General features: G+C 37.5%; 22 protein-coding genes. 11 read left to right on the top strand and 11 right to left on the bottom strand.

Annotated elements, in window-relative coordinates; genetic code table 11:
* Positions 1-76: 76 nt before the first annotated feature.
* The 7 genes from accC to pdxA all read right to left on the bottom strand — a co-directional run bounded on the left by accC (position 77) and on the right by pdxA (position 5796).
* Positions 77-1426: an acetyl-CoA carboxylase biotin carboxylase subunit gene (gene accC, locus MM236_RS03670; RefSeq protein ID WP_241273576.1), complete on the bottom strand. Its 1350-nt coding sequence runs from the start codon at positions 1424-1426 to the stop codon at positions 77-79.
* 30 nt (positions 1427-1456) lie between these two features.
* Entirely contained in the window at positions 1457-1936 is a 480-nt protein-coding gene (gene accB, locus MM236_RS03665; RefSeq protein ID WP_241273575.1) for an acetyl-CoA carboxylase biotin carboxyl carrier protein, read from the bottom strand.
* Between the two features lie 100 nt (positions 1937-2036).
* Positions 2037-2600, bottom strand: coding sequence for an elongation factor P (gene efp / locus MM236_RS03660; protein ID WP_241273574.1), 564 nt, complete (start codon positions 2598-2600; stop codon positions 2037-2039).
* Positions 2601-2626: 26 nt separating this feature from the next.
* Positions 2627-3625: a beta-ketoacyl-ACP synthase III gene (locus MM236_RS03655; protein WP_241273573.1), complete on the bottom strand. Its 999-nt coding sequence runs from the start codon at positions 3623-3625 to the stop codon at positions 2627-2629.
* A 286-nt stretch (positions 3626-3911) separates the two neighbouring features.
* A complete protein-coding gene (rpmF, locus tag MM236_RS03650; RefSeq protein ID WP_241273572.1) occupies positions 3912-4103 on the bottom strand; it encodes a 50S ribosomal protein L32 in 192 nt (63 codons plus the stop codon).
* Positions 4104-4119: 16 nt separating this feature from the next.
* Positions 4120-4695 (bottom strand): YceD family protein, encoded by a 576-nt coding sequence (locus MM236_RS03645; RefSeq protein WP_241273571.1) that lies wholly within the window; start codon positions 4693-4695, stop codon positions 4120-4122.
* A 78-nt stretch (positions 4696-4773) separates the two neighbouring features.
* Positions 4774-5796, bottom strand: a complete 1023-nt coding sequence (gene pdxA / locus MM236_RS03640; RefSeq protein ID WP_241273570.1) for a 4-hydroxythreonine-4-phosphate dehydrogenase PdxA — start codon at positions 5794-5796, stop codon at positions 4774-4776.
* Positions 5797-5938: 142 nt separating this feature from the next.
* Between pdxA and rsmA the strand changes: the two genes are divergently transcribed.
* The 5 genes from rsmA (at position 5939) to MM236_RS03615 (ending at position 11036) form a co-directional block, all read left to right on the top strand.
* Positions 5939-6721, top strand: a complete 783-nt coding sequence (gene rsmA / locus MM236_RS03635; protein WP_241273569.1) for a 16S rRNA (adenine(1518)-N(6)/adenine(1519)-N(6))-dimethyltransferase RsmA — start codon at positions 5939-5941, stop codon at positions 6719-6721.
* Positions 6709-8076, top strand: coding sequence for a magnesium transporter (gene mgtE, locus MM236_RS03630; RefSeq protein ID WP_241273568.1), 1368 nt, complete (start codon positions 6709-6711; stop codon positions 8074-8076). Before rsmA ends, mgtE begins: the two co-directional genes overlap by 13 nt.
* 797 nt (positions 8077-8873) lie before the next feature.
* On the top strand, positions 8874-9812 hold the full coding sequence (locus MM236_RS03625) for a 2-hydroxyacid dehydrogenase (RefSeq protein ID WP_241273567.1): 939 nt from the start codon (positions 8874-8876) through the stop codon (positions 9810-9812).
* A 306-nt stretch (positions 9813-10118) separates the two neighbouring features.
* Entirely contained in the window at positions 10119-10592 is a 474-nt protein-coding gene (gene greA, locus MM236_RS03620; protein WP_241273566.1) for a transcription elongation factor GreA, read from the top strand.
* A gap of 51 nt (positions 10593-10643) precedes the next feature.
* Positions 10644-11036, top strand: a complete 393-nt coding sequence (locus MM236_RS03615; RefSeq protein ID WP_241273565.1) for an HIT family protein — start codon at positions 10644-10646, stop codon at positions 11034-11036.
* Positions 11037-11081: 45 nt separating this feature from the next.
* Here the strand turns inward: MM236_RS03615 and hxpB are convergent, their stop codons facing one another.
* The 3 genes from hxpB to MM236_RS03600 all read right to left on the bottom strand — a co-directional run bounded on the left by hxpB (position 11082) and on the right by MM236_RS03600 (position 12837).
* Positions 11082-11729: a hexitol phosphatase HxpB gene (gene hxpB, locus MM236_RS03610; RefSeq protein ID WP_241273564.1), complete on the bottom strand. Its 648-nt coding sequence runs from the start codon at positions 11727-11729 to the stop codon at positions 11082-11084.
* A 111-nt stretch (positions 11730-11840) separates the two neighbouring features.
* On the bottom strand, positions 11841-12197 hold the full coding sequence (locus MM236_RS03605; protein WP_241273563.1) for a DUF4260 domain-containing protein: 357 nt from the start codon (positions 12195-12197) through the stop codon (positions 11841-11843).
* Positions 12198-12258: 61 nt separating this feature from the next.
* Entirely contained in the window at positions 12259-12837 is a 579-nt protein-coding gene (locus MM236_RS03600; protein ID WP_241273562.1) for a Crp/Fnr family transcriptional regulator, read from the bottom strand.
* Between the two features lie 314 nt (positions 12838-13151).
* On the opposite strand from MM236_RS03600, the gene MM236_RS03595 reads away from it, so the two are divergent.
* From MM236_RS03595 to MM236_RS03570, 6 genes are all read left to right on the top strand, one after another.
* On the top strand, positions 13152-15374 hold the full coding sequence (locus MM236_RS03595) for a sodium-translocating pyrophosphatase (RefSeq protein WP_241273561.1): 2223 nt from the start codon (positions 13152-13154) through the stop codon (positions 15372-15374).
* A 437-nt stretch (positions 15375-15811) separates the two neighbouring features.
* A complete protein-coding gene (locus tag MM236_RS03590; protein WP_241273560.1) occupies positions 15812-19015 on the top strand; it encodes a SusC/RagA family TonB-linked outer membrane protein in 3204 nt (1067 codons plus the stop codon).
* A 17-nt stretch (positions 19016-19032) separates the two neighbouring features.
* Positions 19033-20478 (top strand): SusD/RagB family nutrient-binding outer membrane lipoprotein, encoded by a 1446-nt coding sequence (locus MM236_RS03585; RefSeq protein WP_241273559.1) that lies wholly within the window; start codon positions 19033-19035, stop codon positions 20476-20478.
* Positions 20479-20502: 24 nt separating this feature from the next.
* Positions 20503-20919: a hypothetical protein gene (locus tag MM236_RS03580; protein ID WP_241273558.1), complete on the top strand. Its 417-nt coding sequence runs from the start codon at positions 20503-20505 to the stop codon at positions 20917-20919.
* Between the two features lie 215 nt (positions 20920-21134).
* Positions 21135-22277 (top strand): geranylgeranyl reductase family protein, encoded by a 1143-nt coding sequence (locus tag MM236_RS03575; protein ID WP_241273557.1) that lies wholly within the window; start codon positions 21135-21137, stop codon positions 22275-22277.
* A 333-nt stretch (positions 22278-22610) separates the two neighbouring features.
* Positions 22611-23828, top strand: a complete 1218-nt coding sequence (locus MM236_RS03570; protein ID WP_241273556.1) for a GAF domain-containing sensor histidine kinase — start codon at positions 22611-22613, stop codon at positions 23826-23828.
* A 195-nt stretch (positions 23829-24023) separates the two neighbouring features.
* Here the strand turns inward: MM236_RS03570 and MM236_RS03565 are convergent, their stop codons facing one another.
* Positions 24024-25166, bottom strand: coding sequence for a 1-acyl-sn-glycerol-3-phosphate acyltransferase (locus MM236_RS03565; protein WP_241273555.1), 1143 nt, complete (start codon positions 25164-25166; stop codon positions 24024-24026).
* Positions 25167-25298 lie beyond the last annotated feature (132 nt).

Below are 25298 nucleotides of genomic sequence, written 5' to 3'. Positions count from 1 at the left end.
TGTCAACCAATAAATTTAGTTTTATAAAAAAAGACTGCCATTGCGGCAGTCTTTCTAATATGGATTGTATTAGATTTTACTTTTTGATAACAGAGAAATCAAAATCTTCCAAGAATTTGGTAGTGAAGTCTCCAGCTTTGAATTTTTCATCGTTCAACAAAGCGATATGGAAAGGGATTGTGGTTTTGATTCCATCAATCACAAATTCTTCCAATGCTCTTTTCATTCTGACAATTACCTCTTCCCTAGATTGGCCACTTACGATAAGTTTAGCGATCATTGAATCATAGTTTGGAGGAATGACATAGCCTGCATAAACATGGCTATCGATCCTTACACCTCTACCACCAGGTAGATGAAGGTTTACGATTTTACCTGGGCTTGGTCTGAATCCATTTGCAGGATCTTCAGCATTGATTCTACATTCCATAGCATAAAGCTTTGGAAAATAGTTTTTTCCAGATATTTTTTCACCAGCTGCAACTTTGATTTGTTCTTTGATCAAATCAAAATCTGTCACCTCTTCAGTAATCGGATGCTCTACCTGAATTCGGGTGTTCATTTCCATGAAGTAGAAATTTCGGTTTTTATCAACCAAAAATTCTATAGTTCCAGCACCTTCGTAGCCGATTGCTTCCGCACCTTTGATAGCAGCAGCTCCCATTGCTTCTCTTAATTCATCTGTGATAAATGGAGAAGGGGTTTCCTCTACTAATTTTTGATGTCGTCTTTGGATAGAACAATCCCTTTCAGATAAGTGACATGCCTTTCCATTGCTGTCACCGACTATTTGGATTTCAATATGTCTTGGTTCTTCTACGAATTTCTCCAAATAGAGACCGTCATTTCCAAAAGCAGCACCTGATTCTTGACGCGCATCATCCCAAGCTTTCTTGAATTCACTTTCTTGCTTTACGATTCTCATACCACGTCCACCACCTCCGGCGGTAGCTTTGAGTATGACTGGGTAGCCCATTTCGTTTGCTAGCTTTACGCCTTGTTCTATCGACTCCAAAAGCCCTTCAGAACCTGGGATAGTAGGTACACCAGCCTCTTTCATGGTTGCTTTAGCTGTAGCCTTATCGCCCATTCTATTGATCATGTCCGGGCTAGCACCAATGAATTTGATGTTGTATTCTTCACAAATTCTGGAAAATTCGGCATTTTCTGAAAGAAATCCATAACCAGGATGGATTGCATCAGCATTGGTGATTTCAGCTGCCGCGATTATTCTTGGGATATTGAGGTAAGACTCTCTACTTGGGGCAGGGCCTATGCATACAGCTTCGTCAGCAAACCTTACATGCAAACTGTCTTTATCTGCCGTAGAATATACCGCAACAGTTTTGATCCCCATCTCTTTACAGGTACGGATTATTCTGAGTGCGATTTCGCCTCTATTGGCTATTAATATTTTTTTAAACACATCAATTCAGTTTTGTGAAACAAAAAGAAATTATCCTGCAGGATCTACCAAAAACAATGGCTGATCATATTCTACAGGAGTAGCATTGTCAACCAATACTTTTACGATTTTGCCTGAAATCTCAGATTCGATTTCATTAAAAAGCTTCATCGCTTCTATGATACAAACTGTCTGACCACCTTTTACCACATCTCCGACGTTTACAAAGTTGTCTGAGTCAGGATTTGGAGTTCTGTAGAAGGTGCCGATCATTGGAGATTTGATTTCCAAATATTTTGAAGTATCATCTTCTTTTGCTGCTATAGTAGCTGGAGCAGAAGGAGTGGCAACAGGTGCTGGCGCAGATGCGGGAGAAGGAGCTGCATGAGCAGGGGCAGGAGCAGCAGCAACGTACTGGGTTTCACTATTTTTTTTGATTGAGAGCTTGAACTCATCTGTCTCAATTTTCACCTCGGCTAAGCCTGAATTTGAAATAAAATCTATTAAATCTTGAATTTCTTTTGCTTTCATAAGTTATTTATTTGCAGAAACCATATTGTTAGTTTCTATTTTCATTGGGTTAAAAATCGTAATTCTATGTAATTTAATTAAATCAAACAGTTTTACGAAATTATTTTACTCTTTCAGAATATGAACCATCTCTGGTGTCTACTTTGATCAAAATATCTTGTTCTACAAAAAGAGGGACCATTACTGTTGCGCCAGTTTCTACTGTAGCTGGTTTCAGTGCATTTGTTGCGGTATCACCTTTGATTCCAGGTTCTGTATAGGTAATCATCAATTCTACGAAAGGAGGGAGCTCTACAGTCAAAGGGGTTTCAGTTTCTGCATGAATCAGTACATCTACCATTTGTCCTTCTTTCATCAAATTAGCTCTCTCGATCAGTTTTTCATCAATTCTGATTTGTTCGAAACTGTCATTGTCCATGAAGTGAAGTCCCATGTCATCAGCGTATAAATATTGATGGGATCTTTTTTCCACACGAGCGGTAGTTATTTTTTCACCGGCATTGAAAGTCTTGTCCAACACTTTTCCATTGGTAAGGCTTTTCATTTTGGTTCTGACAAATGCAGCACCTTTACCCGGTTTCACGTGCTGAAATTCTGTGATGGTGTAGATGTCGTGGTTGAATTCCAGACACAATCCATTTTTAAAATCTGCGGTACTTGCCATTATTAATTGTCTAAGTTGTTTTAAAATTATTTTGGGTCATATCCCCACTTCAGGTAGATAGAACCCCAAGTGAATCCGCCTCCGAAGGCAGCTAGGACGATATTGTCACCTTTTTTCAATTGGGATTCATAATCCCAAAGACAAAGTGGAAGTGTACCTGCTGTGGTATTTCCATATTTTTCGATATTCATCATGACTCTTTCTGGGCCTACACCCATCCTGTTTGCTGTAGCATCAATGATTCTTTTGTTTGCTTGATGAGGTACTAGCCAAGCAATCTCGTCAGATTTCAAACCGTTTCTTTCCATGATTTGGGCACTGACTTCTGCCATGTTTGTTACAGCAAATTTAAATACAGTAGAGCCTTCTTGAAAGGCAAAATGCTCTCTTGCATTGACGGTTTCTATTGTAGCAGGCTTTCTGCTACCTCCTGCTTTCATATGTAAATAAGGAGCTCCTGATCCATCTGCATGCAGCAAGCTATCCATGATTCCAACCTCTTCTGTGGTAGGTTCCAACAAAACAGCACCGCCACCATCTCCAAAAATAATGCATGTTGCTCTGTCTGTGTAATCAATGATCGAGGACATTTTATCTGCTCCTACTATGATCACTTTTTTGTACATGCCAGTCTCTATAAATTGACTCCCCATTGTCAATGCATACAAAAATCCTGAACAAGCAGCGGAGATATCAAAGCTAAAGCTCTTTTTTGCACCTACATTATCTGCAATGATATTTGCTGTTGCAGGGAAGGGCATGTCGGGAGTGACGGTAGCGCAGATGATAAGGTCTATATCGTTTGGGTCGGTATTGGTTTTCTTCAGTAAGCCTTTGACAGCCTCTGTTCCAATCACTGATGTGCCTTGGTTTTCACCTTTCAAAATACGTCTTTCTTTGATCCCTGTTCGGCTGACAATCCACTCGTCATTGGTGTCCACCATTGTTTCCAATTCTTGATTGGTAAGGACATATTCCGGTACCCAACCATGAACTCCGGTAATTACTGCTCTCGTTTTTTTCATTAATTGTTTGGTTTAGGCAATTAAATGATTCTTTTTGATCGCCATTTAATTGACTTACAAGTGTTTGTCTCCTCCTTTGAAGTTGTTCAAGACATTCTTGTTCAGTTTAAGATGTCAAAAATATTTAAAATGTGCTGTACCACCAAAGCTTTTTGATATTAGAATTGACTATTACTTTATTTATTCACTTAAAATCAAGAAGATAGCTTCTCAATAAATAAAAAAAAATCCATCCCAAATTATTGGGATGGATTTTTTGTAAAAGGCCTTTTATATAATTTTATGCTTATGCGAGAATTTCCTTCTCCATGATTACTTGTCCTTTGTAATAAAGCTTACCGTCAAGCCAAAAAGCTCTGTGAGGTAAATGAAATTCTCCAGTAGTAGGACACTGAGCTAATGCAGGAGCAGTTAACTTATAGTGTGTTCTTCTCTTGTCTCTTCTGGTTTTCGAAATTTTTCGTTTAGGATGCGCCATCTCTATGTAATTTAGATTAATCTTTTTTCTTTAATTTTTTTAATATTTCCCATCTGGGATCTGTGCTTTCATCTGCTTCGTTTGAGTGATTATCCTCGTCAGAGGACTCTTCTTCAAATTTTTCATCTGAAATATATACTAACTCACCTTCTCCGTCAAAATCTTCTTCATCCATCTCTTCTACAAAATCAGGATGAATTTTCTTTGCCGGAATGGCAAGCAAGATAAATTCATATATCAACTGTGCTACATTGATACTTGGTGTATCTCTCGTGATCATAAATACATCTTCGGTGATTTCTGCCTCCTCAAGTCCGTATTTATAAATGATCTTTTCATCTGTGAATAGTGGAAAATCAAACTCTTCCAAACTCCTATCACAAGTCAAATTCACTTCACCTTGTATTTCAAATGTAGCTTCCATTAGTGAGGTAAGCTTATTGAGATGAATCGTCGCTTGGAGCTTTCCTCCATGCAAGAACTCAGCTGCTTCGAAATGTTCGAAAAACTCTCTGTCAACTGGAAAGGTAAATTCATGCTTACCTTCTTTAAGTTTGATGACGTCTATATTATAGTTTTTCAAGAATTTCATCTGACCTCCCCTTATTTCAAGACCGCAAATTTAGGGAATCCTTTTAGAAATATGAAATTTGATGAAGAATTATTTTCACTATTCTTCTTCGTCCCAATTTCCTTTGTTTCTGATAATGTCATATGCTTGCAAAATAGCAGCTCTCATTGAGCCTTCATCGGCCATGTTTTTGCCTGCAATATTATAGGCTGTACCATGGTCAGGAGAAGTTCTAATGATTGGAAGTCCAGCTGTGAAATTCACGCCAGTTTCGAAAGCTAATGATTTGAATGGAATCAATCCCTGGTCATGGTACATAGCCAAAACACCATCAAACTTCTTCTGGTGCATCATTCCAAAGAATCCATCAGCTGAATACGGACCGAAAACCAGATGGCCTTTGTCTTTGAACTCTCGGATGACTGGTTGAATGATATTTATCTCTTCATCGCCAAGTAAACCATCTTCACCAGCATGGGGATTGAGCCCAAGGACTGCAATCTTTGGCTTGCTGATCGCAAAATCATCCGTCAATGATCTTAACATCAAATTTAATTTCTTACGGATATTTTCGCTAGTTACTTTTTTCGCAACATCTTTTAATGGAATATGTCCAGTGACCACGCCCACTCGAATATCTTCAGATACCAAAAACATCAAGCTATCATTTGCTTCAAATGCAGCAGTCAAGTATTCTGTATGGCCTACGAATTTCAATTCTTCCGAATTGATATTGTTTTTGTTGAGCGGAGCTGTTACTAGTGCCTCGATCTTTTCGGCTTTTAAGTCTTGTATAGCATGGTCAAGGGCGGCCAAGGCTAAGCGACCTGCTTCATGGGTTTCTACTCCTGGAAGTACTTCAGGGCTTTCGTCTACCACATTGATCAAGTTTATTTTTTTATGATGAACTTCATCAATGGATTTGATTTGCATGAAGTTGAAATCTTCCATTTCCAGTTGTTTCCTATAAAAAGTCATCGCTTTCCCATGTGCATAGATTACTGGAGTGATCAATTTTTGTATTCTATTGTCAAGGAGCGCTTTCATGGTGACTTCTGCACCGATGCCGTTTATATCTCCAATACTAATTCCTATGACGGGTTTGTTTTTTCTTTGATTCATCTATTCTAGACTTGCCTTCTTTCCAAATTTTATTACATTTCGACATCTGATCCAAATGGGCTACTTTTAAATAATTATAGACCTTTGTGATTATTGTCTTATTTTTGACCTGCAATTTATATAAAATTATCAGAGTTAACGCATGGAAAAAGTCAAACCTAAAAAACACCTTGGTCAGCATTTTCTCACTGATCTAAGTATAGCAGAAAAAATAGCCAAGGCAGTCACTGGGCATGGAGGTATAAAAAAAGTCCTCGAAATCGGTCCAGGAATGGGGGTGTTGACAGATTTTCTCTTGGCTGAAAACTGGGATCTTTATTTGGTGGATATCGATAAGGAATCAATAGCATATTTGAATATAAAGTATCCAAAACTTGGTGATAAAATCATTGAGGGAGATTATTTGAAAGAAAATTTTGAACCGATCATGAATGAATCTTATGCTGTCGCAGGGAATTTTCCATATAATATTTCCTCTCAGATTTTTTTTAGGATTCTAGATGTGAGAAATGAAGTGACCGAAGTGGTATGTATGTTACAAAAGGAAGTGGCAGAGAGAATAGCTTCCCCGAAAGGAAACAAAAGCTATGGGATTCTTTCGGTTTTGCTTCAGGCGTTTTATGAAATTGAATACCTTTTTACAGTTCCTCCCGGTGTGTTTAATCCTCCGCCAAAAGTAAACTCTGGCGTGATCAGACTAAAAAGGAATGAAACAAAGAAATTAGATTGTGACGAAAAACTATTTTTCAGAGTCGTAAAACAGGGCTTCAGTACGCGAAGAAAAACCTTAAGAAATGCCGTCAAAAGTATGGGGATCTCTGAGGAGTTGAAAATGGATCCGATTTTGGACCTCAGGGCAGAACAGCTTGGTGTGGAAGACTTTGTCGCATTAACCAATAAAATTCAGAAATCTTGGAACCAATAAAAGTATTTGAATTATCCAAAGAATACCTAGAAAGCCTCAGGGAGTCTATCGACCTAGAGGACAATGAATTCATCAAAGAATCACTCGAAGGAGTCAATGAAGCAGATATAGCAGCATTGCTAGATGAGCTCAATATGGAAGAGGCGCTTTATGTCTTACGATTATTGTCTCCTGATATTGCCGCCGACATTTTGATTGAGCTTGATGAGGATTCCTTGATGAAAGTTGTCAAAGAAATGGAGTCTTCCGAGCTAGCTTTGTATATAGATCAAATGGAATCTGATGACGGAGTTGATATTTTGAATTTATTCTCAGTCAGAGAGCGTGAAGATATCATCAGCTACTTACAGGAAAAGGAGAAGTCAGCTCACATTCTTGACCTGTTGCGCTACGATGAGGATAGTGCAGGGGGCTTGATGGCAAAGGAATTTATCAAAGCCAACCAGAACTGGAATGTCATCCAGACCATCGAAGAGATTAGAAGGCAAGCTGAGAAAGTTGAGAAGATTTATTCTATATATGTAGTGGACAATAGACAACACCTGCTGGGAAGAGTTGCCCTGAAAAAAATAATCTTGGCCTCCTCTGATACCAAAATCGCAGACATCTATGAACCAGAAGTAATTTCGGTTCCAACACACATGGACGAAGAAGAGGTAGCTGAAATCATGCGGAAGTATGATTTGGAATCTATTCCTGTAGTCAATGCAAAAAATAAATTGGTTGGGAGAATTACAGTAGATGATATCTTGGATGTCATTAGGGAGCAATCAGAAGAAGATATGCAAGCTATGACAGGTATATCCTCTGATGTAGAAGAATCAGATAGTATTTTTAAGATCTCCAAAGCAAGGCTTCCATGGTTGTTGATAGGAGTAATAGGTGGGCTGATGGGGTCTCAGATTATCGAAATTTTTGAAGAAGGATTGCAAAAATATGTGACATTGGCAGCATTTATTCCTTTGGTAGCGGCTACAGGAGGAAATGTGGGGATTCAATCATCTTCACTCGTAGTCCAGACATTGGCCACAAAGTCAGTATTCGATGATACACCTTGGCAGCGATTTATCAAAGGTTTCTTGATAGCATTATTGAATGGGGTCGTCTTGGGAGTTTTTGTTTACCTGGTTGTTGTTTTTGTATTGGGAAATGAAAGTATTTTTGGATTCACCATTGGTTTTGCAATGTTTTGTGTGGTCCTGATGGCTTCATTTATGGGGACAGTAACCCCGCTTGTATTGGATAAGTTTGGTATCAACCCGGCCATAGCTTCTGGGCCATTTATTACAACTGCAAATGACCTTCTTGGATTGGCAATCTATTTTGGAATAGCCATGTGGTTTTTGAATCTTTAGGGGAAGGATTGAGGTAAGATACGTGAGTTCTTTAGATTTATGATTGTAGATTTTAAAATTAAGATTTAGAATGGTTTCTGATAGAAAGTTATCAGTTGATTAGTTATTGAGGGATTAGGAAGTTAGAAATGAGACAATCTCTCAAAGGACTCAAAGCTGCAAAGTTACGCTAAGTAAATAGTAATAAGATGTGAGACAGAGACACAAGAAACGAAACACAAGTGACAACCGAGAGAGAAAAAGGGATACAAACCCCGAATGGGCCTGCCTGACGTCAGGCAGGGTTAAACCTTGAGTAGCCCCGTATGAAATGCGGGGAATTTGGAAAGAGACCCTTCATGGTTTTATCAACCCCGAAGCGGGTTGAACTTCTTCAATTAAATGAAAAAAGTGTCAAGTAAAATCAGGACGTGATAGAGACGAGAAGCAAGATGCAAGACACAAGACAGGAAGCCAATATGAAAATAGACAGTTCGCATTTGTACTGAAGGAGAATTTGAATGACATTTAGATCTTTTAGGTGAACAGACATATAAAACGAAAGAAAAGAAGATTGAACATCATGCCTTAATAAATGACAGTAGGTCGAAATTTGATTTATTTTTCAGAATTCTAAATCTAAAAAATGTCGAATGTCAAACATCGAATGATGAATAATAAAAGGGAAAACATATGTCAAGTATCAATAGCAATTGATTAACAACAATCTTTTGATAACATTAAGTTATTTGACTGGTAACTTTCCAACATTTTAACTTTCACAACTTTCCAACTAAACAAAACTACCCGATCAAAAAATGACTCAAAACAACAAAGTCTTAATAATTGATGAAATGCACCTTTCGATCATTCCATTGTTGGAAGCGGAAGGTTTTGTTGTGAATTACAGGCCTGAGATCAAAAGAGAAGAAATTTTGACAATTGTGTCTGAATATACAGGCTTGATCATTCGTTCCAAAACCCCAATGGATAGAGCGCTTTTGGAGAAAGCTGTGAATCTGAAGTTTATAGGTAGAGCTGGAGCAGGTTTGGATCAGATTGATTTGGAGTTTTTGGAAGAAAAAGGAATTCAACTACATAATGCTCCCGAAGGAAATAGAGATGCAGTAGGAGAACATGCGATAGGAGGTTTGTTGTCATTGTTTAACCATATCAACCGTGCTGATGTGGAGGTTCGAAATGGTGTCTGGGATAGGGAAGGTAATCGAGGAGAAGAATTGGCAGGAAAGACTGTAGGTATATTTGGTTTTGGGAACATGGGACAGGCTTTTGCAAAGAAACTAAGGGGTTTTGATGTCAAAATTTTGGCTTATGACAAATACAAAAAAGGATTTGAATTTGATTTTGTAGAGGAAGTTACTTTTGAACAAATAGTGGATGAAGCAGATGTTTTGAGTATTCATGTTCCCTTGACAGCTGAGACTAGAAATTATTTCACGCTTGACTTGCTTCGAAAATTTTCTAAACCCATCTATTTGATCAATACAGCTAGGGGAGAAGTGATTTCTTTTGAGACATTAAATAAAGCTTTGGAAAGTGGTGTTCTGAAAGGAGCAATTTTGGATGTTTTAGAAAATGAAAAATTCAAAACATTTACAACACAACAAAAAGAAGAATTCGAAAAACTTACAGGTAGGAATAATGTCCTTTTCAGTCCCCATGTAGCTGGCTGGACTTTTCAATCGTATGAAAAAATCAATCAGGTCTTGTTGGAAAAGATAAGGCAAAAGAAGTAATTCATTTTGTTAAATTGTAATACGTAAATCCATAAGTTTGGGAAATAGACATTTCAATATTTCATAAAGCTGCAAGGTTTTAGGTACTGTAGCTTGTAAACCATTATAAGTTCTCTTTGAATGAATATCTCCTAAACCTGAAATTGGAGCATAGTGGGTACTAATATTTTCTTTTTATTTTAAAATTGTTTTCTCTACTCAAACTTTATATCTTTGCATCATACATAGCGAAAACAGCATAGAAGAAACGGTTTCAGAAATGAGACCGTTCTTTTATTTTTCATAGCCATAGTAAAATTTAATGAAATGGGAACTATACAATATTACACAGAAGAAGGTTTGAAGAAATTGAAGGATGAACTTCAAGAACTAAAAACAAAAGGAAGACAAGATATCGCAAAGCAGATTGCTGAAGCGAGAGATAAAGGTGATTTGAGTGAAAATGCAGAGTATGATGCAGCCAAAGATGCCCAAGGTTTGCTAGAGCTTAAAATCGCCAAACTAGAGGGTGTTGTAGGAAATGCGCGTGTAATGGATAGTTCTAAAATGGATGCGTCCAAAGTAGGTATTCTTAGCACTGTCAAAATCAAGAATGTCAAAAATGGCATGACAGTGACTTACACACTTGTGTCCGAAGAAGAAGCTGATTTGAAAGCTGGAAAAATTTCGTTGGCTTCACCTTTTGGAAAAGGATTGAATGGAAAAGCAATAGGCGATATTGCTCAGATCAATGCTCCAGCAGGTGTATTGGAATTCGAAGTTTTAGATATTTCTTATTAATTATATAGATTTCCCGATGGTTTTGCCTCGGGATTTTTTTATTATTGGACTATGGCAACAATCTTTTCAAAAATCATCAACAGAGAAATCCCAGCAGAAATAATTGCTGAGGATGAAAATTATATTGCATTTCTGGACATTATGCCCTTGGTAAAAGGGCATGTACTTGTCGTTCCTAAAAAGGAAGTAGATTACATTTTTAATCTAGAGGATGATCTATTGGCTGGATTACATGTTTTTGCAAAAAAAGTAGCAAAGGCAATTGATAAAACCATCAAATGCACCAGGGTAGGCGTAGCAGTGATTGGTTTGGAAGTTCCCCATGTTCATGTGCATTTGGTTCCATTGAGAACGATGGATGATATTAATTTTACCAGACCTAAACTTAAATTGACTTCTGAAGAGTTGAAAGAGATTGGAGATTTGATTCGGGGCGGGTTTTGACATTCGACCTATCTAGTGTGTTGATTTTGATTTTTAAATACCCGATTATTTCGAAATGTTGTATAGGTTTTCGCGAAAACTATCAATATGAAAATCAGCTATTTCGAATTCTTTTTTTGAGTTTCCATTGGTAAAAGCAACCACAGTCATCCCCGCATTTTTGGCAGCCAACATGCCTGAATAGGAATCTTCAATTACAAGGCAATCCTGTGGTCTTGTATGGAGCTTTTTAGCTGCTTTAAAATATATGGCAGGGTCAGGTTTTCCATTTATTTCAAACTCCGCAGAAACTACAACATCAAATAGATCTTCAATACTCAACTTTTTCAGCACGTAAGGAATAATCTTATAGGGAGAGTTTGTTGCCAATCCTAATTTGTGATTTTTCAGCTTTAAATTTTTGATAAAAGACTTCACACCATCTATAAGGCAATTTTCTGATTCTATTAACTCAATTACTCTTGAAATTACCATTTGCTCAACAACTATATGCTCTTTGTCTTTCCAAGGGGAGATGTCATACCAGAATTTTGTTACTTCTGAAGTTGTCATTGTTTTTGTTTTGATTGTACCTTCTTCAGATACGTTTACTCCTAATGATGTAAATACTTCATACTCCGCCTGCTTCCATAATTTCTCGGTGTCGATTAAGACTCCATCCATATCAAATATTACTGCTTTGTAATTTGTCATTTGAAAAAACTTTCCTTTTGATTCATTTTCATAACAAAGCAAAAGTATAAAAGAACTTTGAAAGGGCAGGTATTTATACATCTCAATTGATGTAAGTATAATGGAAATGAATTAAAGTTTGTTTTGAATCCATCCTAGATGAGTGTTTTTGAAACTATCGTCAAGCTTGAGTCCATATCCAAATATTCTATCCATGGCCGCATGTCCAAATAATATGATTCCAGACAATTCTATAAGTTGATTTTCAAGAAAAAATCCTATGACAAAAATAATTATTGCAACCAATTTATGATGAAAGAAATTATAAAGTCTAGCTCCGATTTTTGGATTGAGTAAATATCCAATCATTGAAAGATCTGGTATTAGGAGACATGCTGGAAAGAGCCACCATGCGTAATCAAGTTGTGAAAAAAGTAATATTGATAATATAAATTGCCCCAATTCTTCTAGTTTGATAAGATTCTTCATGTGTTTGATTTTTTTAGCACACAAAGATTGGGGATTTTGATTCCAATACTCTTGATATAAATCAAGATTTTTCTGTTAGCCTTTTCCTTACTCTGCTAAATGTTTCGGCACTCATGCCAAGTAAAGAAGCGATGTAGTGTAAAGGGACTTGATTGAACAGCTTTGGATTTTGTGAAAAATACTGCTCAAACCTTTCATCTGCTGTCATTGACAAATGTGAAAATACTCTATCTTCCAGCATCGCAAAGCATTTCATGATGAATGCTTTCTCGACATCAACCCACTTCGGTAATTCTGCGCAAAGTTTTGAATAATTTTCCTTTGAGATAAGCAGCAAATCAGTTTCAGTAAGCGCTTGAATTGTCCAACGGTTTGGTTGGTTGAAAAAAAAGCCCATGACTTCAGTGATCAGGTAGTTTTCAGTTGAGATCCATTGTGTTATTTCTTTACCTTCGGAGAGTGTATAAACTCTCAGTATTCCAGATTTAACAAAACCCAGTTTGTCACAAGTTTTTCCGGTTTTCGTAAAAAAATCATTTTTTTGGAGCTTTACTTCCTCAAAATAAGTTTGGATTATCTTCAACTCTTGCGGGGTGAAACCACCAAAATGTTCCTGTATCAAATTCGCCAAATCTTTCATTTGAGTTGTAAAGTTTAATAATATAATATTTTATCTTTCTAAAGGTTGTAATGTTTTTTATCGGAGCTAGGTAAGGTGTAAAAATCAAAAATTTATAACTTATAATACCCTTACTTCAAATATAAGTTAACCATCTGTATTTTCTTACAGTCTTTAAATTTCAAATACTCCGCAGGAAGGACGAGTTATATCAAATTTATCCTCTTCTATTTTAGATCGCTTAAATCCAAAGAATATTTGCTGTTTATTGCTTGCTAAGTGAATAATAATATATTTGTTAGATAGATTTACAAACAATAAACCAAAAAAAGCATATGGAACAAGTATTAATTTACTTAGTCCCCGTCTTGGGGATCATTGGCCTGATTGTGATGGCTATCAAATCTGCATGGGTAACCAAGCAGGAAACAGGAGATGCAACAATGGTAGAGCTGGCGGGTCATATAGCCAAAGGTGCCATGGCATTTCTGAAAGCAGAATGGAAAGTGCTTTTCTATTTTGTAGTTATTGCTGGAATTATCCTAGGATGGTCAGGAACCCTGGTTGCCAATTCAAGTTGGATCATAGCGATCTCATTTGTGATTGGAGCATTTTTGTCTGCATTTGCAGGGTATTTGGGGATGAATATCGCCACAAAAGCAAATGTAAGAACCACCCAAGCAGCCAAGACTAGTTTAAAGAAAGCCCTGAGTGTTTCATTTACAGGTGGATCGGTCATGGGAATTGGAGTTGCTGGTTTGGCAGTCCTCGGTATGGGTTCTTTGTTTATAGTTTTTTATAATATGTTTGTAGTTTCCACTGGAGGAGATGTGAATGGAGATGCCATGGCGACTGCATTGGAGGTTTTGGCAGGGTTTTCACTTGGAGCTGAATCAATTGCGCTGTTTGCAAGAGTAGGTGGAGGGATTTATACAAAAGCAGCGGATGTAGGGGCTGATTTGGTTGGAAAAGTAGAGGCGGGTATTCCTGAAGATGATGTGAGAAATCCAGCAACGATTGCTGATAATGTAGGTGACAATGTAGGAGATGTAGCAGGTATGGGAGCAGATTTATTTGGCTCTTATGTAGCTACGATCTTAGCATCTATGGTTTTGGGTAGAGAGATTGTTTCCAATGATAATTTTGGTGGTATATCACCAATTCTTTTGCCACTGGCCATAGCAGGAATGGGATTGATGTTTTCCATTGTAGGGACATTCTTTGTGAATATTTCAAAAGATACAGATAGTGTTCAGGCAGCTTTGAATAAGGGGAACTGGATTTCGATTTTGTTGACTGTAGGAGCATCATTTTTCTTGATAGATTATATGTTACCTGAAGGAGAGTTGGTACTTTCAAGAGGAGGATCAATTTCCTTTACCAAAATGGGTGTTTTCGGAGCCGTAGTGATAGGTTTGATTGTCGGCGCCTTGATGAGTATCATCACCGAATATTATACATCGATGGGAAAGCGTCCAGTAAATTCCATTATCAAACAATCATCAACAGGCCATGCTACCAATATCATTGGTGGACTTTCTGTCGGGATGGAATCTACCGTTTTACCAATATTGGTTTTGGCAGGGGGTATCTACGGTTCTTTTATGGCTGCTGGACTTTATGGTGTGGCAATAGCTGCAGCAGGGATGATGGCAACTACAGCGATGCAGCTGGCAATTGACGCTTTTGGCCCGATTGCAGATAATGCGGGTGGTATTGCTGAAATGTCTGGCTTGCCTAAGGAAGTTCGAGAGCGTACGGATATTTTGGATGCAGTTGGGAATACGACCGCTGCAGCAGGGAAAGGTTTTGCGATTGCTTCAGCAGCTTTGACAGCCTTGGCTTTATTTGCTGCCTATGTAGGATTGGCAGGGATTAGTTCCATCGATATCTATAAAGCAGATGTGCTTTCCGGATTGTTTGTCGGGGCTATGATACCATTTATTTTCTCCTCTTTGGCTATAGCGGCTGTTGGTAGAGCTGCTATGGATATGGTAAATGAAGTAAGAAGGCAATTCAGGGAAATCCCTGGAATCATGGAATACAAAGCCAAGCCAGAGTATGAAAAGTGTGTAGAGATTTCGACCAAAGCATCTATTAGAGAGATGGTAGCGCCAGGTGCTATTGCAATTTTGTCACCTATCATTGTAGGTTTTCTTTTTGGACCCGAAGTTTTGGGTGGATTGCTTGCCGGAATCACAGTGTCTGGTGTATTGATGGGTATTTTCCAAAACAATGCAGGAGGTGCATGGGACAATGCTAAAAAGTCATTTGAAAAAGGAGTGATGATCGATGGGGTGATGCAGTACAAAGGTTCTGATGCACACAAAGCTTCCGTAACGGGCGATACTGTTGGTGATCCATTCAAAGATACATCTGGTCCTTCTATGAATATCTTGATCAAATTGACCTCCATAGTTGCATTGGTGATTGCTCCTCATATTTCTGAAGTGCCACATGGTAGTGTGGTAGGATTGGAAAAGGAAGAAATCAAAAAAGAAATCACTTTGAATGAAAAATCAATTGTGAATGAAATTCAACACATAGAAGAGAATTGATTAAGTTTTACCATCTTTTATATCTGAAAAAAAGATGAGTATCAGAGGGTTTGTGCAGTGGGCAGCAAATAAAAAAAAGTGGGCTGATAGGGTATTTATCAGGCCACTTTTTGTTTATTTTTTGATTATTTGGACTTTTAAGCAATTTTTTTTTGTATTCATTTTCAATTATTATACTTTAGGTAGAAAAATAGGTATATTTCTTTTGTTTTTAGGATAGATACCATGACTAGATTATTGTCAGACCTAAGGATTAATTGGAAAGCGGTAGAATTTTTAGGGTTAAAATCATCAGTAGAAATTTACCTGTAAAGTTTAGAAATTGAAATATTTAAATATCAGCCAAAAGGAAATTCTTTCTATTTGGCACTTGTATTCGGTCTAGTGTTTCGCTGGTTTTAAAAGGATTTGATTTTCAACCAATTAAATAATGCAATATGATAAAAAACTGTACAATTAATTTATTCTTCATTTTACTGTTTTTCAGTGCTGCTTCACTCGATGCACAGCAATTTACAGTAAAAGGGAAAGTGACTTCTCAGGAAGATGGGGAACCTCTTCCAGGCGTCAGTATTTTAGTTCAGGGAACCACTATTGGAGCTGTTTCTGATTTGGATGGAACTTATACGATCCAAGTACCTACAGGTAGTGGAGTTTTGGAATTTTCATATATAGGATTTGTGAGAAGAAACATTCCTATCCAAAACAGGAGCACTATAGATTTAGAAATGGCTCCAGATGTTTCACAGCTTTCAGAAGTGGTAGTTACTGCCTTTGGTTTGACTCAAGAAAAGAAGAAGTTGGCTTTTTCCCAACAAGAGGTAGGCTCTTCGGAAATTGTTGCTTCTAGGGAACAAAATGTTGTCGATGCGTTAAATGCCAAAGTTGCAGGTGTCCAAGTCACTCGCCAAGGTGGATCTGCAGGGGCAGGTTCGAGCATTGTGATCAGGGGGATACAGTCTATATCTGGCCAAAACCAACCGCTTTTTGTAGTAGATGGTGTTCCAGTAAATAACTCATTTAGGGCTTCGATAGGTACTTCAGGAGGCGTAGATTATGCTAACAGAGCAATAGACATCAATCCAAATGATATAGAAAGTATTTCAGTATTGAAGGGGCCAGCCGCAACATCACTTTATGGTATTCAAGGTGCGACTGGTGTAGTTCTTATCACTACTAAAAAGGGTTCAAGGAAAAAAGGTTTTTCAGTTGACATAACATCCAACACTTCCACAGACAGGATTATGAACTATTTCCCTGGGCAGTTAATGTATAGTCAAGGGGATAATGGGGTGTATAATGGAGGTACCACTTTCAACCATTATGGTGCTCCAATTTCAACATTAAGGTATGATGAAGGTACACCTTTCGCTAAAGATCCGAGAGGAACGATTGTTGACATGAATCACCCAAATGCAGGTGCGAGAGTTCCTGTTTATGATAATCAAAAACTGTTTTTCCAAAATGGGTTTACCAATGATACCCATGTTTCTGTATCATCTTCCAATGATAAATCCAACTTTTACCTTTCTGCTGGAAATATGTATCAGGAAGGTATCATTCCTAACAACACATTCAACAGGACATCCTTCAAACTTTCTGCTGACTCAAAATTGAGTGAAATAGTAAAAATCGGAGGTTCTGTAACCTACGTCAACAGTACAAGCACAAAATTTGGTAGAGGTGATAACTTCTCTGATGCGATCCAGGGTTTGTACAGAACTCCTCCGTCATTTGATAATTCAGCCGGTTTTGTCTATCCAAGTGGTATCCAAAGAAACTTTAGAGGAGCATTGGATGGTTCGGCACCATTAAGTCCCGACAATCCTTTTTGGACAGTCAATAACAATCCATACAATGATAATGTCAATAGATTTATTTCATACTTGCAAACTGACATTACGCCTGCTTCATGGCTTACCATAACCCATAGATTAGGATTTGATTTTGCTCATGATGAAAGAACACAGATTTGGGCACCATCCTCAGCAGGAGGTTCGGCAATTTCTTCGAGTGGGGCTTTGGGAGGTAGAATGTATGAAGATACCTACACAGACAGAATCCTAAACTCGGATTTGATTATTTCGGCTACCAAAGATTTCAGTGAAAATTTTACTTCAACATTTTTGGTAGGTCATAACATGTTTTCTTCCAATACTGCAAGCTTGTTTATGAATGGGACAAATTTCGCCATACCTGGATTGTATAACATTGCCAATACGCAAGAAGATCCTATTTTCACCAAAAATGATACTAGGAGAATGACACAAGCGGTGTTTGGACGGGCGAGTTTTGGATATATTAACTCTATTTTCTTAGAGTTGTCAGTACGAAACGAATGGGCTTCAACTTTACCTGCAAACAACAGATCTTTTACTTATGGAAGTGTTGGATTGAGTGTTGTATTGACTGATTTGCTCAAGATAGAAAGCAATACCTTTAGTTATGCCAAATTAAGAGGTTCATATGCAGGTGCAGGGAATATACCTCCTGCTTATACCACGGATACATTTTTTAACATTGGTACGACAGGAACCCGATATGCTGGAGGAGTAAGGTTTCCGATAGATGGTGTAGGAGGCGTTCTTTTGAGTCCTGCTGCAGGCAATTCTGGTTTAAGGGCAGAATTCACAAATACATTTGAAATAGGTACTGATATCAGATTGTTCGAAAACAAACTAGCGTTAGATGTTACTTATTATAATGCAATTAGCCGAGATCAAATAGTATCTGTTCCTATACCAGCTTCGACAGGATTTACCACGCAGCTGATTAATGCTGGAGAAATCCAAAATAGAGGAATCGAGGCAGTTTTGACGAGTACTGTACTGGATAGGGGTGACTTTTCATGGGATATGATTGTGAATTTTACTAGAAATAGAAACTTCGTAAACGCCTTGCCAAATGATGAACCAATTGTAGATAATTTGTTTGGTGCTAGGATTCAAAGAAGGTTGGTTCCAGGAGAGCAATTTGGTTTGTTTTATGGGAATGGATTTTTGAGAAACGAAGATGGTGAAAAACTCATCAATCCTCAAGGCTTTCCGATGATGGATCCACAACAAAAAATGTTGGGAAATCCTAACCCTGATTATTTAATTGGTTGGAGGAATAATTTCAACTACAAGAATTTAAGTCTATCCATGTTGTGGGATGTTCGAAAAGGCGGAGACGTAGTGAACGTAACTGCTTATTGGATGGGTAATGGATCTGGGGTAGCAGAGCATACATTGGATAGAAATAAAGTAGTGGTTTTCGATGGTGTGATCCAAAATCCAGGCGGTGATAATGATGGACAACCTAACAATATTCCGGTAACTTTAAACCAAGCTGCTTTCCAAGGGACAGGAGCAGCAACAGCTTTCGGTAGAGAATTAGCGGAGAGATGGGTTCAAGATGGGTCTTGGATTAGGTTGCGTGACATTACTTTGTCTTACCGCTTGCCATCAAATTTGGCAAGTAGATTGGGCATGAGTAGAGCTTCACTTGGAGTGTATGGTAGGAATCTACTCTTATTCTCGAATTATGGTGGTATTGATCCAGAAACTAACCTCGCCGGTCCAAACAGTGTGGTTGGTTTAGATGCCTTCACTACTCCAAACATGAGGAGTTATGGTGTTACTTTGAACATGTCCTTCTAACATTTAATATGAAAGCGATGAAAAATAAAATATTATCATTTATACTTTTGCTCTTTGTATTGTTCTCCTGCGAAAGTTTTGACGAAATAAATACAAATCCAAATCAAGCGACGGATGCCTCAATTCAGGTGATTTTTCCTGCAGTGACTGCATCTTTTGCCTATGGGCTAAATGGAGAATCAGCCCAATTTACGAGCATATTGATGCAATATCTTACTGGTGTATTAGGAGATCAACAGCAAGTGAACAATTATGCTTTTATAGCAGATATGAGTGATGCCACTTGGAATAGGTTTTATACCAATTGCCTTTTGAACATCAATATTGTAAAAGAAAAATCTACAGAAATTGGTGCTACTGACTACTTGGGTGCTGCTAAAATCATGGAAGCTATAGTAATTGGTTACTCTATTGACCTATGGAATGATATTCCATATTCAGAGGCGTTGCAATTGGATGAAATTCGCCAGCCAAGTTTTGATGATGCAGCAGCACTTTATCAAAGAGTCCAACAACTCCTTGATGAAGGAATTGCTGATCTTAATGCAACGAGTACTACTAGTCCCAGTACAAACGATTTGATATACAGGGCATCCAACGAAAATCAATGGAGGTCTAATTCAAAACCAAAGTGGATAATGCTAGCACGTGCAATGAAGGCTAGATATCACAACCATTTGAGTAAAATTGACCCTCAAGGATCTGCTACAGCATCTCTTGCAGCGATCGACGCTGGGTCATTCAATTCCAATTCAGACCAGCCAAATGTCTTGTTTGGGTCTGATTTTGCAGGTCCTTGGTTTCCATTTTTCCAAACTACTTTTGGAGAAAACAATGTGGCTATAAGCCAAAGAGTGATTGATTTGCTCAAAGATAGAATCTCTACTGGTGTAGATGACCCACGTTTACCTTTCTTTGTTTCTGCTACTACAGGCGGTCTTTATATAGGTACGCCAAATGGTTCAGCATCCAAACCTCAAGGTTCTGTATTGCCGGGCCCTTATCTTAACAGGAGAGAATCACCAACCCCAATATTGAATTATTCAGAGCTTAAATTCATAGAAGCTGAGGCCGCGCTGAGGCTTGGACAGTCAGGAAGAGCAGCTACCGCACACAATGACGCAGTGGCAGCTTCTTTACAGCGAATTACTGGTGCAGTCAACCCTGCTTACTCGGCACTTTATGGAAATGAAACAGCCGCTTCTTTGACTTTAGAAAAAATATTGATGGAAAAGCATATTGATTTATTTCTTCAAGCCGAGGCTTGGACGGACTGGAGAAGATCTACACCTGAGGGTGCTAATAATATGGTTTCAGGATTTCCAGTTCTCATTCCTTCACCTTCCAACTCTACTCAGGGAGCCTTCCCTCGTAGGTTTATTTACCCGAATAGAGAAGTGGTAAACAACTCCTCGAATGTACCAAGTGTAACAAATCAAGACAGAATATTCTGGGATAGGTAATTGCAAACATCTAAATGATTTAAAATGAAAAAGATATTAAATACAATCGCTATATTTCTCTTGATGGGCTTCGCAAGTTCATGCATCTTGGAAGATGTAGAACCAGAATATGAAGTAGTGGGTGCTGTAGGAACTATTTCTGCATTGACAGCATCAAGTACTAATCCTCAGGAAGGTCAGAATGTAACTTTCTCCGTAACCATATATTCTGAACATGAAAATGCAACAGAACTTCGCATGAATAGAATTGCAAGTGGAAATTCTACAAATATTAACACTAAAAGTTTCGCCACTTGGAACAAACAAGATTCATATGTAGAAACATTCCAGTATGAGGTGCCAACGGCTACTGCAGGTACTGCGATTACGATTCAATTCGAACTGATAACTGAAAGTGGTTTTTCTGTTACGAGGAATATTGTGATTAATGTTCAGAGTTAAAAAAGATGATTTTTACATTTATTTAATAATTAAAGGACTATCAATTTGGTAGTCCTTTAATTTTTTAACCTTAATCAATAAGTTTCCTTATCATTAGGCACTTACATAGTTGTAAAAATTTATCCATTGGATTCTGTGTACCCATGGCACCTTGATGATTCTAATTTTCCTAAAATTCATCTTTTTCCCAATCCAATACTTTCATATCTTTCGGCATGAAACATTTCGACGTGGTAGTGGTAGGATCTGGCCCCGCTGGTGGTATGGCAGCCTATGAGGCTTCAAAGGCAGGACTGAAAGTCGCAATTCTGGAAAAAGAAACCTTACCAAGGTATAAAACCTGTGGAGGTGGCTTGGTGTTTAGAGGAAGGGAAATGCTTCCTTTTGATCTTTCGGATGTTGTCGAAAAAGAATATGATGATTTGTTCATTTACTTCGATCATCTGAATGACCCTCTTTTTGCCAAAAGGGATTATCCGATAGTCACCATGGTGATGCGTGATAAATTTGATAAATTGATCGTAGAAGAAGCAAAGAAAGAAGGTGCTGTATTGCTTGAAAATCATCAACTCAAAAAAATAGCATTTTTAGAGAATATATTACTGGAGACTTCACAAGGAGAAATTTCAGCAAAATATGTAATAGCCGCAGATGGTGTATTGGGACCTACAGCCAAATTGGCTGGTTGGGCTGAAACTAGGCAGTTGATCCCTGCATTGGAATATGAGGTGGAGGTAGATGATGAGACTTATATAAGGCTGTCTAAGGAGGCAAGATTTGACATTGACGTTATCCCCAAAGGATATGGTTGGTGTTTTCCAAAGAAAAACCATCTATCCATAGGAGTGGGGACTTTCAAAAAGCGCAAGATTAATCTGAGGGAATATTACCATAATTACCTAAAAGTCTTGGGGATCGATAACATTATATCAGAAGAAGCCCATGGTTTTCAAGTGCCTATTTCCCCAAGGACAGATGGGTTTGTGAAAAACAATGTTTTTCTCACTGGGGACTCTGCAGGATTTGCAGATCCTTTGACAGCTGAGGGTATTACCAATTCACTTTATTCGGGAGCGCTCGCTGGCAAAGCCATTGCAAATAATTTTACCAACGAAGGAAAAGCTGCAAGTATATACATGGAAAGCTTGAATGAAAGGCTTTTACCAGAATTGAAATTTGCAGGGTACCTAGCACATTTGTTTTACAATCAAAAAACAATCAGAAACTATTTGATGAAATCTAATGGTCAAAGATATTGTGAAAAAATCACTGACATTTACACTGGTCACCTTGAACTGAATAAAAATATAAAAGATCGAATAATCAAAAACTTAGGTTTGAGTTTTTTGGTCAAATAAAGCGCTGCATCACGATTGTCTTGCGATTGGAATTTGTAATAGCATTTTTCTGAAAATATGAAGATCAGCATTTCAGTAAATTGGACAGTAATAGGCTTTGTGTGTAAGGAACACCTCTCCTTAGTTCAAAATCAATAGAATCACAAACCGTTTGACCAACAATACATTCATTGGCTATTTACTCTTAAAAGATCCTCATGTTCAATAAATAGGAAAGGTATTGTTTTTTGAATGTAGAAATTTGTTTTGTGATTTATTTTTGAAAAAAATCTTATTTTTTTGGGTTATAATATTAATTTTTATGTTCTATTTGTGAAATAACCCAATTATAAAATGAAAGAAAATTTCCCGCCAATACCTGAAAATGAGTTTGAAAGAGTTTTGCAGCTGAGTGATTATGATTTGGATTATATGGACTTAGATCAGCAATTTAAGGATTTGACTAAGCTTGCAGCAAGAGTTGCAGGCACTGATATTTCTCTTGTAAACTTGATTGACTCCTTCACTCAATGGTCTGTATCTGCTTATGGAGTGCCAGTTGGTCAAACACCAAGGGAAGAAAGTATATGTCAATATACAATCATGAAAACAGATCATTTGGAAATCACAGATCTATCCAAAGATGATCGGTTTTTGGATAAATTTTTTGTAAATGGTGATGCTGGGTTGAAGTATTATTTTGGGGTACCTCTTACTACTACTGAAGGCAACAATTTGGGAGCGCTCTGTGTGGTGGATACAGAGATCAAAAGTTTGTCCCAAGAAAAGATCGAGTTGTTAAAAATCATAGCTGATGAGATCGTGAATAGATTGAAAATTCTCAAGGCTGTTCATGATCTAAAAGGTAGAATGCTTGAGATCAAGGAAAATCAAAAGAAAGTTGCACATGATATCAGGGGGCCTATTGGTGGTATTATCGGTTTGGCTAAAGTAATCCAAGATCAAGGAAACCAAAATCAATTAGATGAAGTACTTGAGTTTATCAATTTAATTCAAAAAAGCGGATCCTCCGTTTTGGAGTTGGCGGATGAGATTCTTTCTCAGGACTATGGCAAGGCCGACAAAGAAATAATAGCCATTAACCATGCTGTGGAGTTTAGTTTAGAGACTTTGAAAGAAAAACTTCTTGATATGTATAGTGTCCAAGCTGTCCAAAAAAATGTAAAGTTTACAGTGTCCAACAAGGATGGAAAAGACCATGTACCTTTCCCAAAAAACAAATTACTACAGATAGTAGGGAATCTTGTTTCAAATGCGATCAAATTCACGCCTGAAAATGGTTTTGTAGATGTCAAACTTGATTTGAAAGAAACTGATCAAAACAAGGATCTCTTTATCACTGTCGAAGACTCCGGAGTCGGAATATCTACCCAAAAGATTAACGAGATTTTGCAAGGAACGGCAAATTCGACTCTAGGCACTGATGGAGAAAAAGGGTTTGGTTTTGGGTTGACTCTTGTGAAGCATTTGATAGACAAAATAAAAGGAAAATTGACTATTGAATCAAATAATGAAAAAGGTACAAAGTTTATCATCATCCTTCCAGTGTGATCTTATTTGCTTTATATAAAAGCTATTATACTAATGAACACGATTAGAAACTCCAATGTGGGTTATTTCACAAGGCTGCTTGTAATCTTGTAGATCAAGGAGCGAGAGGATGGTTGAAAAAAAATATATTGGTTTGCTTACTTCATTACTGCCAAAGTAGTGGGCAATCGTCATGTTTTTTATCAATAAAGGAGATCAATCTTTGATCTCCTTTATTACATTAATTTGATTGTTGACCGGATTGGCATACATCGATAGGTAACTTTTTACGGCGACGGGATCATTTATATCTACACCTTTTCTAAAACGTTTTTCAAAAACCTCCTTTTCATCCTCTGAGTATTTCCCTCTATATTCATTATCACCATACAAAAGGTCGTGTGCTATATAATTGGTAGGCCAAAGCTTGTATCCTGACAGAATATTCTTATCGATCAAATCAGCAATAGCTTGAAATTGTTTATTGGAGTTTGTTTCTTGGACTCCAATCTTTTCAATTTCATCATTAAGAATATTTCCCACATGGATATGAATCCTTTTTTTCTGGCCCATGATACCATTAAGAAGTGTTAGAAAATCCTCATTTTCTCCTTTGATATAGGTTTCTGATTTGGCTTTTGCCAAAAGCTCAGGCATTTTCAATACATCTGTAGGGTCATACTCGTATGATATTGAAATAGGGACAATGTTTATTTTTCTGAAATAATTTATAATATTTTCTTCATCAGATGCCATAGAGACCATTTTTAAGACGCCTTTGTGCGTTTCGTCATTACCATCTTTGGTTCTTCCTTCCCTTTGTGCTATCCATACGGATCTATTTTCCCTAAGTAGAGAATTTTTGATATAAGCAGAAGTCACTTTTGAACTTTCTAACAATTCCCTTGCAGGAAGTCCTCTCTTGATGGTGAAATTCCTTGTCATTCTCGACAAGGAATTAAGAAAAGGTTTTTTGACTAAATTGTCTCCAATGGCGGTTGTAGTCATTGAAAGTCCATTTTCATATAAACAAGCATTAAAAAGAGAAGTATCCAATATGATATCTCTATGGTTAGAAATAAATAAATATGCTTGATTTTTTTCCAGTTTTTCAAACCCTGAAGTAGTCAATCCGTCAGAGCTTTTTTCTAAGACTTTTTGGACTGCTGGATAGATGAAATTTATCTGAAAATCTCTAATAGAATGACAATGAAGCATTAAATCTCTCCAGTAATCATCAGGAGCGTCAGGAAAAGTAAAATTCATCATGGCCTTCAACATAGGGTGCTGGATGATTTCCTTGATTGCATCATTTACTTCCGTATCGTAAAAAGGTCTAATTTCTTCAAAAGGTGACATGCTTTTCTTTTTTGTGCATTGCAAATAAACAAAAAAATGATGAAAGCTTAATGTCGTAGTTTTATTATAAAATAAGAGTATCCGAAATGTCACGCGATGTCTTAGAAAAGATTTTAAACGGTGAGGGACTTT

Origin of the sequence: Belliella calami (genome assembly GCF_022549695.1) — a bacterium.
GTDB lineage: Bacteria > Bacteroidota > Bacteroidia > Cytophagales > Cyclobacteriaceae > Belliella > Belliella calami.
This window is presented reverse-complemented; position numbering and strand designations above follow the sequence as displayed.